A 13,409-nucleotide genomic window follows, 5' to 3' on the forward strand; every position below is an offset into this window, starting at 1 on the left:
TTTCTTAATGCCGTCACAGCATGTTAGAATGAATCCATCGAGAACCGAACCAATATAGCGACAATGACTTTAGACCAAGACGACATTAACCTTTTTCGTGAACAGATTAAAGGCACTAAAAAACTGCGGCAAGATACTTACATTGCGCCGAGAATCAAAAATAAACGCAAGCAGGCATATAACGAATTAGTACAGCAGCAGGATAATTTGTTCTATTTTTCCGATCAATACGAACCGCTATTGCAAGAAGATCAGAAAGTGCGGTATCTGCGCGAGGGGGAGGATTCCCACTTGTTGAAACAGCTGCGTCGAGGGGATTTCGAACCGGAATTATTCCTTGATTTACACGGATTAACACGTGAACAAGCCAAATCCGAACTGGCGGTGCTGTTACACGCCTGTGAAAAAGAAAATGTGCATTGCGCCGGTATTATGACCGGTTATGGCACATTTGCCCTGAAACTGCAGATTCCCCGTTGGTTGGTGCAACACCCGAAAGTGCGTGCGCTTCACCAAGCGCCGAAAGAGTGGGGCGGCGATGCGGCATTTTTGATTTTGTTTGAGACGGTTGAATAACCAAAAAAAGCCCGCAATTTGCGGGCTTTTTGTATTGGCAGGATTAAAAAATGAGGCGATTACAACACCATTGCCGCAATCCAGCCGAATACCAAAAGGGGAATGTTAAAATGGATAAAGGTCGGCACCACCGAATCCCAGATATGATCGTGTTTGCCGTCAACATTCAAACCGGAGGTCGGACCCAATGTCGAATCGGAAGCCGGAGAACCGGCATCGCCCAACGCGGCGGAAACGGCAACCAGTGAAACCGTTGCCAATTCGGAAAAGCCGAGGCTGATACAGATCGGCACATAAATTGCCGCGATAATCGGTACGGTAGAGAATGAGGAACCGATGCCCATGGTGATGAACAGGCCGATCAGCAGCATGATCATCGCAGCCCAACCTTTGTTGTCGCTGCCGATAGTTTCACTGAAGGTTTGCACCAATACGGCAACGCCGTCGGTTTCTTTAATCACATTGGCAAAACCGGAAGCGGCAATCATCACAAAGCCGATCATCGCCATCAGGCGTAAACCTTGTTGGAACAGATCATTGCTCTCTTTCAGCTTAAAAATACCGCCTAATGCAAAAATAGTTAAACCGACCAAACCGCCGACAATAATCGAATCGGTGTAAAGCTGTAGTGCAAATGTTGCAATGATAGCCGCAATACTGACGGCAATATGGAACGGGCTGATGTCGGCGATCCGTTGTTCAATCGAATCGGCGGTCGGTTCCGGCATTGCTGCCTGATATTCGCGCGGCTTACGATAAGTCCAAAATACGGCAATCAGCAAGCCCAGAATCATACCCGTTACCGGGATCAGCATCGCACTGGAAACCTGTGCGGCATTGGTTTGCAGTCCAAGTGCGGTTCCGGCTTCGTTAATTTTGGTGACAATAATATTATCGATGAAGATTTTGCCGAAACCGACAGGCAGAATCATGTAGGTTGCGGTTAAACCGAATGTCAGCACGCATGCTACCGCTCGGCGATCCAGTTTCAGGCGGTTCATAATGTCCAGCAACGGCGGCACGACAATCGGAATAAAGGCGATATGCACCGGCAGAAGGTTTTGTGATGAAATGGCAAACAGCACCAATAGCAGCAGCACCAGATATTTAAACCAAAATAAGGCTTTTTCACTCGGTTGTCCGCCTAATTTTTTGATAACCTGCATTGCCAGTAAATCGGTCAACCCCGATTTTGAAATGGCAACGGCAAACGCCCCTAAAATCGCATAATTCATCGCCACGGCAGCACCGCCGCCCAAACCGTCAGTGAAGGCAGAGATCGTGGTTTGAATATCCATATTGCCCAATAAACCGGCGGCCAAGGCGGAAATAATCAGGGCAATGACCACATTAATCCGCATCAGGCTGAGCGCCAACAGTAGAATAATGGACAAAACCACATTGTTGGTAAGTAACATAACGAGAGTTCCTTGAGTCTGGTTAAAACAAAAATAAATGAAAAAGATAAAGCGAAAAGATTTTAAAGCAAAATAAACGGATTTGCCTGATTTTATTGCGGATCAGCCTGAAATAATGGAAATCCGCCCACATTTTTTAACCGATTGACCATAAAACAGAATAATTCTGCGGTTTTTTCAGTGTCATACAGGGCGGAGTGTGCCTGTTTCGGATCGAAAGCAATGCCGGCGGCATGACAGGCTTTGATCAACACGTTGTTGCCGAACATAAAGGCACTTAACGTAGCGGTGTCCAGCGTGCCGAACGGGTGAAACGGATTGCGTTTCAGTTGGGTACGGTCGGCTGCCGCCATTAAAAAGCCGTGATCAAAAGCGGCATTGTGTGCCACGATAATCGAACGTTTACAATCAGCGGCTTTCTGCGTACGGCGCACCATTTTAAACAACCCGTCAAGTGCGGTTTGTTCGCTGACGGCGCCGCGTAAGGGGCTTTCAATATCAATGCCGTTAAATTTTAACGAATCGGGATTGATATTTGCCCCTTGAAACGGCTCGATATGGAAATGGCATTTTTCATCAGGGTGCAGCAAGCCGTTTTCGTCCATTTTCAGGGTAACGGCGGCGATTTCCAGCAAGGCATCCGTTTTAGCGTTAAAACCGGCGGTTTCCACATCGATAATGACCGGAAAATATGCCCGAAAACGGTTTTTCAGTAGGTTATAGTCGGGCGTATCGGCTGGAGTGTTTGGCGCAACTGTCGTCAAAATAAATCTCTCTGTTATGATCAAAAACCTGCCGAAATAACCATTCCGGCAGGTTGATCGTCATGATGGTTAAAATGTGTGATAAAACATTAATCGCCTAAACCGGCTTTAGCGCTTTTGTTTTCGATAAATTCGATTTTATAGCCGTCCGGATCCTCGACAAACGCAATGACGGTTGTGCCGCCCTTCACCGGACCCGGTTCGCGGGTGACGTTACCGCCGGCAGACCGCACTTTGTCACAGGTGGCGTAAATATCGTCGGTACCGATGGCAATATGCCCGTATGCCGAGCCCAACTCGTATTCCGTCACGCCCCAATTGTAGGTTAATTCCAATACCGCACTTTTATCTTCATCGTCATAGCCCAGAAAAGCCAAGGTGTATTTGTATTCGGTATTTTCGCTGGTGCGTAATACCCGCATACCCAACGCTTCGGTATAAAAGCGGATTGAGCGATCCAAATCGCCGACACGCAGCATGGTATGTAAAATTCGCATGATTAGTCCCCTAAGTTGTTAACGAAACAAGAAATGTGGCATTATAATGGCAATTTACGATCCATTACTATCCATTTTATCACGTTGAGTGTTTTATGTCAGATCATAACGAAAACAAACGTCAGACGATACTTTCTTCGCTGTTACCGCCGATATTGCTGTTAGCAGCCGAAACCGCACTTTGGTTTTCACATCACGAATTAACCGCATTTATCGCCGGTTTTTCATTGTCGGTGCTGAGTGCGCAGTGGGTTGGGCAACTGGTTTTTGTCAAAGGCGAAATTTGTCACGGACAGCGCTCGCGCTTGATTAAGGGCAGCCTGTATTTGGCGGTGTATTGGCTCGGATTATTGCTGCTCGGCGCATTGGCGGCGAAGCGTTATATTCCGCAGGCCTTGGTGATCAGCGCGGCATTGCTGCTGTTGTTCGCCGTTTGGCAGCAACCGAAAGACGACGAGCGTTTGCGCCGCGGGCTGTTATTGTTTGCCAATATTTGCGGTGTGATCGGGCTGTTGGCATATCTTTCCGTTTGGTTGAATCTGCCGCTGCAAGACTGGTTGCGTTACAGCCCGTTCAGCCAGCTGTTGCTCGGACTGGTCGTCGCAAGCTGGTTGTTGCGGGTTGCCCGTAATCGCTTGCAGGGTTTGATCGCATTGTTGCCGCGATTGATGCTGTTGATGGTATTACTGAATGCGGTTTACAGTGTCATTGTGCTGTTGTCGATGCATCTCAAACTGATCTTACCGACTGCCGGCGTTAGCGGTTTTGCCAGCTATTTTGCCGTGCATTTATTGACGGCTGCCGTATTGGGTTGGTTAATATTGAAAAATAGACCGTTGACGCTGCCGATTTTGGGTGTTTTACTGCTGTTGGCGATCAGTTTTCCGTTTTGGTTGTTCGGGTAGTTGAGTATGCGCAAGCGGTGTTTGCTGGTGTTGGTGGCGTTGCTGATCTTGTCGGCAACCGTACTTTTCTATCTGTTACAGGGTAACGGAGTGCAGCGGATCGCCAATTATTTTCTTGCACCGGACTACCAATTGACACTGGAACAGCCCTTCAGACTTGATTCCGGCGGCATCAGCCAACCTGCGATCCGGCTACAAATTGCCGATTGCCCGTTGGCGCAAGCGCAAGATATCCGGTTGGCGTGGCGGACACGCAAACTGGTTTTGCAGCGATTGCAGCTCGATTATGCCTGCTTGCAACCGCTGCTCAAGCAACAGGATAACGAACAACCGAGTCCGCCGTTTACACTCCGGCGCTTATTTGCGCTGCTGCCGCTAGGGGAGTTGGATATTGCCGAGCTGAATTGGGTCAATACCGACGGTGTGGAAAATCCGCAATTGCAGCAAATTTTGACGGCAACGACCAATATAAGTGCGGTTCGTGACGGGGAGGAACTGCGCCTGCACCTGCGCGCCGAGCAACAGGGCGCACAGCCGCAAAATCCATTGTTTAATCTGGACGGTGTACTGAATAGGCAGGATTTGAGCGTAACCGCCACCTATCAACCGGACAGCGAACAATACAACCATGTCACGCTGAAAAGCAAATTGGCGGAGCGTTTCGATCAATTGCCGTTAAACGGCGATGTGGATTTCGGCTGGCGTTCGCCCAACCTGATTATTCCGCAGGGCGGCATCAAACTGCACTGGCAAGCGGAGCAGGCAACACTGCAATTGTATGAAGTGGCGGAACAAACGGAACATGAATTGTTAAATCTGCCGTTTGATATAACAAACGGACATTTGCATGTTAAGCAGGCTAAATTTAATTGGGCAAAAGATCTGCCGCAACCGATGAACGGTTTTCTCGATTTAAATGTGCAGGCGGAAGACGAAGGTCGTTTTTTCTGGAACAGTTTCCCGTTGAAAATCAATTTTCGCCTGTCATTGCTCTCCAACGGCGAAAAAGGCAAAGGGTTGATTGTTGTTCAGGGCGTAAACGGTACGGTTGATCAGCAGGCATTGCATATTCCGTTACAAGTCAACGGTGATGTGAAATCGTTCGATACTATTTTTTATGCCGGTTTGCCGATGAGAGTTGAAGGGCCGCTGCATGATCCGATAGTCCGTTTCTTAAGCGGATCATTACTGCGAATGAACGGTAACACCGACTATATCGACATTGAAGAGCTGCGCCTGCCGTTAGCCGGGGTTGTTGTCGGACAATATGGCATAAGAGGGCGGCTACAGGCGATTTTAAAAGGCAAAACCCGCCAATTTGACAACATTGATTTGCGCTTGGACGGACGGGCAAACGAGTTTATCGCCGGTATTCATTCCATTTTTAACATTCGTTCCGCTCAAGAAGTCGCCGGTTTACAGCAGGCACAAATCGCCGCCAATATCTGGAATTGGAATTTTTGGGGGTATGCCGACATTCCGAGTTTGCGCAGTTTGGTCGGTTTACGCGGCAGGGGATTCTGGCAGGATAACTTAATCAATATTCAGCTGTTGGACGGTGAGCTGTCGCGTTTTGCCTTACCCGGCGTGCGGGTTGAGCCGTTAAAACTGACATTGGCGGAGACGGTGGCATGGGATTATCAACAACAGCAATTGCATGGAGCGCTGACGGTTAACACCCCGAAAATTCAGTTTGATTACGGCGGACAGTTTCTCAAACCCGATATTCTTGTCAGTATTGACGGGAAAGATTTTAGCGATTTGAATCTGAGAAGCGAGCTGACGTCGGACAAACTGGGCCCTATCCGCCTGTTTTCACGTTATCAAGACGGAGCTTTGCGCGGCAATGTTTACTGGCCGCAGCAATCCGCCAATGTTTTCCAACCGCTATTTCCGCAACGTTGGGACTGGCTGATTCAGCGTGGTACGATTCGGGGGCAGACTGCATTTTCGATTACGCAGCAAGACGGTTTGGTCGCCGGCGGACATATCGTCATTCAAAACAGTGATATTTCGTTGCCGGAAGGGTCGATCAGCGGCATCAATTTCTCATTGCCTTACCGCTATCAAAACCAGCGATTCCAATTGGGGGTCAGAGAGCCGGTAGACGTTAAAATCGCCTCGCTGGAGAACGGGATCCGCTTGCAGAATATTTCGGTACGGCTGCAAGGGCATTACCCTTGGACACGAAAAATGCCGCTGTCGCTGACCCGTCTGCATCTCAATCTACTGGGGGGAGAATTGGACGTCGCTAAATTTTCAATGCCGCAACATCAGCCGGCATTTTTGCGTCTGAGCCAGATTGAGTTGACCGAAATTTTGGCACTGCTGCAATACAATCAATTGGAAATGCGCGGCAAAGTGAATGCCGATTTGCCGTTTTGGATTGAAAATTCAACCTGTATTATTTGTGACGGCATTATTGAACAGGGCAGTGACTGGCAAATCCACTTGGGCGATGAGTTGATTGAAAAAATCGAACAGGGCGGCGGCATAACCGAGCGGATTTTGACCAATTTGATGGAAACCATGGACGTGTATGATTCGAATATTAAGGTGAATCTGTTGACAGACGGCACCGGTTTGATGAATGCGCAAATTAAAGCTAACAATGCGTTACAAAACCCGATCTTTTTGAATTACAATCATAAAGAAAATGCGTTTGATTTATGGAAGTCGATCAATTTCGCTGCCGAGTTGCAGCAGAATTTGGAATACCGCCTGTATCAACGACAAGAAAACCGTAGAGAATAGCCATGTTATTAACCGTGAAACCGTTGACCGCACTTTTGTTCAGCCTGCTGCTGTTGTGCGGCTGTGTGCCGAAAATTCAGCTTGAAACCCCGAAAGAGGGGATTACAATCAATATGAATGTGGAAGTGGAACACAAGATTCAAATTGAAACCGATGACAACACCCGTCGGATCTTGACGGAAGAGAGTTCGGCGCAAGTTCAGTAAAAGATCGGTTTGCGAAAGTGTTTGTTAACGCTTATTTATTCCCGCCTTGCCGATTTGCCCAGTCAAACCAGGCTGTCGGTAGCAGGCGCCGCAGCCACCAATAGAGTTTGGTCGGAAAAGTCACCTGATAACGGGCTTTCGGCTTCGGACTGTTCAAACACTGCCGCACGGCTTTGGCACAGGCTTCTGCCGGCAGCGTGAACGGATTGGCGTTGCCTTTGCTGTTCAGTCGCACCAATTGCTTTTCGTAGGCGGTTTTATGGACGCTGTTTTGCCAGTCGATATAGTGATGAAATGTTGCCAATGCATTCGGGCGGAATCGGCTGGTAATCGGCCCCGGCTGCAACAGGCTGACAAAAATACCGCTGCCGGACAATTCGGTACGCAAAGTGTCGCACAAACCTTCCAGTGCAAATTTACTGCTGTTATACGCTCCGCGCCACGGCATACCGGCAAAGCCCAAAATGCTGCTGTTGACGATAATTCGTCCGTGTCCCTGACGGCGAAAAACCGCCATCGCATATCGGATACATTCCCAAGTGCCGAATACATTGGTTTCAAATTGCGCACGCAGGGCGGTGCGGCTCACATCTTCCACTGCGCCGGTTTGCCCGTAACCGGCATTACAGAAAATCGCCTCTAAAGTGCGGTTTGTGCTGATCTTAAGGATAACCTGCTGAATCTGCTGTGAATCGGTGATATCAAGCTGTACGCAGTCAAAGCCTTCTTGCCGCAAACGTGTGACGTCGTCACTTTTACGGCAAGCGGCAATGACGTGCCAACCGTGTTGCTTAAGGTAAAGTGCGGTTGCATAGCCGATGCCGCTTGAGCAGCCGGTGATCAGAATCGTTTTTTGTGTTTGTTGCATGATTAATCCAAATGATGTAGCAGGGTTTCGATATTTTTCAGGCCGTTTAATCGGGTTTGGCTCAATCGTTGGGCAATGCCGCACCGCTGCAAAAGTGCGGTCACATCGAATTGTTTCCGTTCTGTCGCGCTGAGCCGATGCAATGCGCTTAACACTAAATAGAGCAATCCGTTCATGATACGGGCTTCGCTGTAAGCGGCAAAACGATAGTTGCCGTCTGTTTGTTTCTCGGCTAAAAACCGCACTTCCACTTCACAGCCGGAAATCGCCGTCATTTTTGCCAGTTCATCATCGCTTGGAACCGGTAATTTTTTCCCCAGCTGAATTAAATAGCGATAGCGTGCTTCCCAATGGTTAAGACGGCTAAAATCAGCGATCAGTTGTTGAATGGATTCCATGGCTACTCCCGTAACAGATTCAGTGCGCTATCCAGTGCGGCAAAAAACGCCTCGACATCGGCGGCGGTGTTATACGGCGCAAAGGAGAGGCGTAACGTGCTTTTTTGCCCGATCCTCGCCAAATAGGGCTGGGCGCAATGTTCGCCGACCCGCAAGGCAATGTCTTGCTCGCTGAGGAGCGTATTCAAATCGGAACTGTTGATGCCGTCAAAAATAAAACACACGACAGTGCTCGGTTGCGGCGAATTGAATAACCGCACTTTCGGATAAGTCTGTAACCGCACTTTGACGTGTTCGGCTAAGCCGACGGCATAGCGTTCAGCCGCTCGGAAATCAAATTGTTGCAGCCAATCCAACACCGCACCGAAGCCGATCACAGCGGCGATATTCGGGGTGCCGGCTTCTAGGCGGTAGGGCAACGGATTGAAATTGATCCGCTGTTTTGAGACCCGATCAACCATTTTGCCGCCGTACAGCGAAGGCGATAATATTTCGAGGGCGGACAATTTGCCGCTTAGTACGCCCAAACCGTTCGGACCATACAGTTTATGGGCGGAAAAAGCATAAAAATCGGCGTCTAATGCCTGAATATCAAGTTTCAGATGGGCAATGGCTTGTGCGCAATCGAGCAGAATAAACGCTTGCGGCGCAGCCCGACGGATAACGCCGATTAAGTCGGCAATCGGTTGCTGCGTGCCGGTGACGTTGGAAACATAATTCAGCGCCACGATTTTAGTGCGCGGCGAAAGCGCTTGCTGTAATACCGCACTTTCAATCAACCACTGATCGTTTATCGGCAAAACGATTAATTTTGCCGAGCAGCGTTGTGCCGACATTGACCAAGTGACGAAATCGGCATGATGATCCGCTTCGCTGATTATGATTTCATCATCGGCTTCAAGCTGATCCGCCAATCCGTTTGCCACCATGTTGATCGCCTGTGTTGCCCCGGAGGTCCAAATCACACAATCGGTTGACGCGGCATTAATCCATTGTGCCGTCAATTGTCGCGAGCGCTCATAAAGTGCGGTTTGCTGCGCGTCGTGTTGACTGCGGTGCACCGATCCCGCACTTTGATAAAACGCCAATGTGCTGTCGAGCAGGGTTTGCGGCTTTAATGCCGTTGCCGCCGAATCCAGATAAACCAAGGCGCAATCCTGTTGCAGATAAGGGAAGCAAGCACGAAATTGTGCGGAATCGAAATCGGGCATAGTGTGTACCGGTAATCAAATATGAGCGGATATTATAAACTCAACGTTGTTGCTTGCGCCACAAATACGGCTCTTGGGGTTTGTTATCCCGCCACAAACCCGATTTTTTCAGTTTAGCAAGCTGCTGAGCCTGTTGATATTGTTGATCTTTTTTATAAAAACGGTACGCCCAGGCATAGCCGCTTTCAACCATTAGCAGGTTCACATTCCGCTTTTGCCCGTCATATACTGTTGCCAGACGGCGCGAATATTGATCGATGCCGTTAATATTCAGCGTAACCTGTTGTTTAAGAATGAATTTTGCCAGTTGCTGTTTGGCTTTATTGGCATAAGCCTGTCCGTTTTCCGGCGCATCAATGCCGAGCAACCGCACTTTAATCCGTTTATTATTGCTCAGACAAGTAAAAGTGTCGCCGTCGCTGATGTGAATGGCAAGGCAGCTAAATTGCGGTGCGGCGGCGTTTGCCGTTGCAATAGTGGCGGAAAGTAACAAAAATGCAAATAAAAAGAAAAAACGTGTTATCGACACTTTACAACCTTATCAGTTATGCGGAAAAAAAGGGAAATTCAGTGACTTTGATCACAAATTGAGGGAGAATTATTTCACATTTTCCGATCATATCAAATCAAGATGAGACAAAAAATCCTATCCTTGTTGCGTTCGCTGGCGATTTTGTATGCCGTATTGTATCTCGGCATTGCGCTACAGCACCTGATTCCTGTCGGCGTGCCGGGCAGTATTTGGGGATTGTTGATTTTATTTATCTGCCTGACCACACAAATCATTAAAGTCGAGTGGATTGCACCGGCGTCAAGCCTGTTGATTCGTTATATGGCATTGTTGTTTGTGCCGGTCAGTGTCGGGATTATCAAATATGCCGATCTGTTATTGGCAAATGCCAAACAGTTGCTGATTCCGAATGTGGTCAGTACGATGCTGACTCTGATAGTCATCGGGCTGTTGGGCGATTTTCTGTTTGAGCGTCACAGTGTACGTAAATTACGGCGTAAAGTACAACGCAAACGCCGTAAACGGCAGTAGCGGGGAAAAATCATGATTTATGTCTATTCGCTTTTGACGATTCTGGCTTTTATAACCGCACTTCGGATCAGTAAATACTGGAAATCGATTGTGTTTAACTCTTTTGTGTTGACTCTGTTGCTGTTGGCGGCGATATTGCTGTTGTTGAATATTCCCTATGACAGCTACATGCAGGGCAATGCGCCGTTAAACAGTTTGTTGGGGCCGGCGATTGTTGCATTGGCGCTGCCGCTGTATGAACAGCTGCGCCAAATCAGTAGTCGTTGGCGCAGTATTTTACTGATTACCGGCGTTGCTTCCGTTTTTGCGATGTTTAGCGGTGCGGTATTGGCGCTGTTATTGGGCGGAAGCGTGGAAATTGTCGCCACCGTGTTGCCGAAATCGTTGAGCACGCCGATTGCGATGGCCGTGGCGGAAACGGTCGGGGGCATACCGTCCGTGGCGGCGGTCGGTGTGGTTTTGGCGGGGTTGCAAGGCTCGATTTTCGGTTATCTGATTTTGAAAAAAATCGGCTTAAAACACCCTGAAGCCATCGGCTTGTCGATCGGCGCTGTTTCACACGCCCTCGGCACTGCCCGCACGTTGGAAGTGGATCAACAGGCGGGGGTATACAGTTCAATCGCACTGGTGTTGTGCGGGATTATCAGTTCGGTGTTGGCACCGTTGGTATTTCGGCTGGTGATTGTGCTGTTTGCCTGAATCAGTGCGGCAGTCCGAATCCGATATGATAGAGCGGTGCGTGGCTGTCGCTCGGCACATCGGGCAGCTGTTCCGCCACCGCTTTCATCGATGACGGCAATTCAAACGGTAATTTGCCGCTGAAATCGGCTTGACTGACTAACGCCGCCAAGAGCGCTTCATCGCTGATGCCGAAATTAGCAACCAATGCAGAAGCGTGAGCTTGGATATTCCCCAAAATAGCCGGGCGATCCAGATAGACCGTGACAACGGTCGGCACGATTCGGGCGGTGTTTCTGATCAATTGATAATCCGTATTGTCCGAACTGAAATCCAGTGAGCCTTCATGTTGGCGTGCGCCGAAAAAATAGGTCGGGTGCAGAATTTCATAAGGCGTAGCGATACGAATAACGGCCGCATCGGCCTTTTCCGGCGTGGTGACCACGTCAAATCCCAGTGCGGTAGCGGCTTTGGCGTCGATATTGTGTAGGAAAATCTTGCTTTTTCTGTTGAGCGGCAGGATATGTTGTTGGTTTTTAAGCAAAACCAGTGATTTTATTTGCGCTTTGCGGGCTTCTTTCCGCCATGTCGGATTACCGACCACTGCCTCGGCATGTTCGGGATCAACGAAAGGTGTTTCGAATAAACCGATGGCAAATTTTTGGATTAAAATGCGTTTTACCGACAGATCCAGACGCGCCTCGTCCAAGCGGCGCTGTTGTACCGCAGTGACAATCAAATCCGTGTTGGACACACCGCCGAATTGATCGATACCGGCATTCAACGCTTTGATAAAACGTTGCTGTTGGGTGAGCTTTTCCACGCCCCAAGGTGCGCCCGGCGGAAGCGACGGTACGTGATTAACCGCTCCTTCTCGGCATTCGGAAGAACAATCATGGGTGATTAACCAGTCACTGAGAATCACGCCCTCAAACCCGTATTGCCGCCGTAACAAATCGGTCAGCAAAGTGCGGTTGAATCCGACCGCAACGGGTTCCGGCGCTTTTCCGTTCAGCTGCACGTCTTTTAGAATCGAATAAGCGGGCATGACGGCGGCGACATTGGCTTCAAAAGCGCCGGTAAACGGGTAGATGTGTTGCGGCAGGCTGTTGCCCGGAAAAACGGCATATTTGCCGTAGGCGTTATGACTGTCCCAGCCGTCTTGTGCCGCACCGTAACCGACCCAGTGTTTCACCACTGAAACGACACTGCCGGAATGCAGTCCGCGACTGCCGTTTTGCATACCTTCGATATAGGCTTTTACCATGCGTTTCACGATGTCGGCATTTTCGCCGAAAGTACCGTCAATCCTCGGCCAGCGGGGTTCGGTGGCTAAATCGGCTTGTGGTGAAAGTGCGATATGAATCCCGGTCGCCCGATACTCTTGCCGGACGCTGTCCGCATAGCGTTTAGTGATGTTTTCATCATTAATTGCACCGAAGCCGAGAAATTCCGGCCATTTGGTGAACTTTCCGGCAGAAACACTCATGCCGTCGAGTTGGGTGAACGAATTACGGGGATCGGAGCTGATACTGATTGGAATGCCGAGACGAGTATTTTCAGCCAGTTCTTGCAGTTTGTTATTTTCAGCGGCAAAGGTGGCGATCGAATCGGCAGATAAACGGCTGAGCAGGCTGGTGATTTTTTTATCGCTGATTAATTGCCGATTGTGGCTTAAATCATAATGTTGCCCTTGACCGTTGCTGTTATCCGTGATGATTGCGGTGCCGTGCATGATGGTGCCGTGCATGATGGTGCCGGCTTTTTCTTTCAGGGTCATTTGCGCCAGTAAATTTTCGGCACGTGTTACCGGATCCAATCGCCAATCCTCGTAAGGATCGAGGCTGCCGTTACGATTTAAATCCTTAAAGTGTAATTGTTCGATTTGCAGTAACGGCGCCGTGCGGTAAGTCAGCATTTGTTGCGCCGTTGTTGCCGCGAAGACATTGACCGTAGTGAAGGAAAACAGGCAAAGTGCGGTTAGTTTAGTCAATGATTTTTCCATACTTTGATTAATCTTATTGTGTTCGATATTCTAAATAAAAAGTGCGGATAAGAATATAAAATAGTGAGTTCTTTATACAATCGGTGT

At 48.9% G+C, this 13,409-nt stretch carries 14 protein-coding genes; 6 read left to right on the plus strand and 8 right to left on the minus strand.

Translation table 11 applies throughout. The features are described 5' to 3' along the window. Window positions 1–63: 63 nt before the first annotated feature. Complete coding sequence (gene smrB / locus OA57_RS07595) at window positions 64–576, plus strand: endonuclease SmrB (protein ID WP_034615840.1); 513 nt, start codon at window positions 64–66, stop codon at window positions 574–576. Between the two features lie 59 nt (window positions 577–635). On the opposite strand, the gene OA57_RS07600 is transcribed toward smrB, so the two are convergent. From OA57_RS07600 to gloA, 3 genes are all read right to left on the minus strand, one after another. Then, on the minus strand, window positions 636–1,994 hold the full coding sequence (locus tag OA57_RS07600; protein WP_034615842.1) for a Na+/H+ antiporter family protein: 1,359 nt from the start codon (window positions 1,992–1,994) through the stop codon (window positions 636–638). A 92-nt stretch (window positions 1,995–2,086) separates the two neighbouring features. Further along, window positions 2,087–2,758, minus strand: a complete 672-nt coding sequence (rnt, locus tag OA57_RS07605; protein WP_034615845.1) for a ribonuclease T — start codon at window positions 2,756–2,758, stop codon at window positions 2,087–2,089. 89 nt (window positions 2,759–2,847) lie between these two features. Then, window positions 2,848–3,255, minus strand: coding sequence for a lactoylglutathione lyase (gene gloA / locus OA57_RS07610; protein WP_034615848.1), 408 nt, complete (start codon window positions 3,253–3,255; stop codon window positions 2,848–2,850). A gap of 95 nt (window positions 3,256–3,350) precedes the next feature. Between gloA and OA57_RS07615 the strand changes: the two genes are divergently transcribed. The 3 genes from OA57_RS07615 to OA57_RS07625 are packed head-to-tail and all read left to right on the plus strand — an operon-like array spanning window position 3,351 to window position 7,120. Beyond that, entirely contained in the window at window positions 3,351–4,160 is an 810-nt protein-coding gene (locus OA57_RS07615; protein WP_052122430.1) for a hypothetical protein, read from the plus strand. Between the two features lie 6 nt (window positions 4,161–4,166). Next, window positions 4,167–6,914: a YdbH family protein gene (locus OA57_RS07620; protein ID WP_034615851.1), complete on the plus strand. Its 2,748-nt coding sequence runs from the start codon at window positions 4,167–4,169 to the stop codon at window positions 6,912–6,914. A gap of 2 nt (window positions 6,915–6,916) precedes the next feature. Then, window positions 6,917–7,120 carry a YnbE family lipoprotein gene (locus OA57_RS07625; RefSeq protein WP_052122431.1) on the plus strand — a complete coding sequence of 68 codons (204 nt, stop codon included), beginning with the start codon at window positions 6,917–6,919 and terminating at the stop codon, window positions 7,118–7,120. Between the two features lie 31 nt (window positions 7,121–7,151). Here OA57_RS07625 and OA57_RS07630 read toward each other — a convergent pair whose 3' ends face one another. Genes OA57_RS07630 through OA57_RS07645 form a run of 4 tightly spaced genes read right to left on the minus strand, consistent with a single transcriptional unit; the run spans window position 7,152 to window position 10,126 of the window. Next, window positions 7,152–7,988: an SDR family NAD(P)-dependent oxidoreductase gene (locus OA57_RS07630; protein ID WP_034615854.1), complete on the minus strand. Its 837-nt coding sequence runs from the start codon at window positions 7,986–7,988 to the stop codon at window positions 7,152–7,154. 2 nt (window positions 7,989–7,990) lie between these two features. Then, the gene (locus OA57_RS07635; protein ID WP_034615857.1) at window positions 7,991–8,386 is read right to left on the minus strand and encodes a SufE family protein; all 396 of its coding nucleotides are present in this window, start codon (window positions 8,384–8,386) and stop codon (window positions 7,991–7,993) included. A 2-nt stretch (window positions 8,387–8,388) separates the two neighbouring features. Beyond that, a complete protein-coding gene (locus OA57_RS07640; RefSeq protein ID WP_034615860.1) occupies window positions 8,389–9,597 on the minus strand; it encodes an aminotransferase class V-fold PLP-dependent enzyme in 1,209 nt (402 codons plus the stop codon). 40 nt (window positions 9,598–9,637) lie between these two features. Continuing rightward, window positions 9,638–10,126: a thermonuclease family protein gene (locus OA57_RS07645; protein ID WP_034615862.1), complete on the minus strand. Its 489-nt coding sequence runs from the start codon at window positions 10,124–10,126 to the stop codon at window positions 9,638–9,640. Window positions 10,127–10,228: 102 nt separating this feature from the next. Between OA57_RS07645 and OA57_RS07650 the strand changes: the two genes are divergently transcribed. Continuing rightward, complete coding sequence (locus OA57_RS07650; protein WP_034615863.1) at window positions 10,229–10,639, plus strand: CidA/LrgA family protein; 411 nt, start codon at window positions 10,229–10,231, stop codon at window positions 10,637–10,639. Window positions 10,640–10,651: 12 nt separating this feature from the next. Then, window positions 10,652–11,338 (plus strand): CidB/LrgB family autolysis modulator, encoded by a 687-nt coding sequence (locus tag OA57_RS07655; RefSeq protein WP_034615866.1) that lies wholly within the window; start codon window positions 10,652–10,654, stop codon window positions 11,336–11,338. 1 nt (window position 11,339) lies between these two features. Here the strand turns inward: OA57_RS07655 and OA57_RS07660 are convergent, their stop codons facing one another. Further along, the gene (locus OA57_RS07660) at window positions 11,340–13,310 is read right to left on the minus strand and encodes a glycoside hydrolase family 3 protein (RefSeq protein ID WP_200883607.1); all 1,971 of its coding nucleotides are present in this window, start codon (window positions 13,308–13,310) and stop codon (window positions 11,340–11,342) included. Window positions 13,311–13,409 lie beyond the last annotated feature (99 nt).

Origin of the sequence: Chelonobacter oris, assembly GCF_000772535.1 — a bacterium.
Lineage (GTDB): Bacteria > Pseudomonadota > Gammaproteobacteria > Enterobacterales > Pasteurellaceae > Chelonobacter > Chelonobacter oris.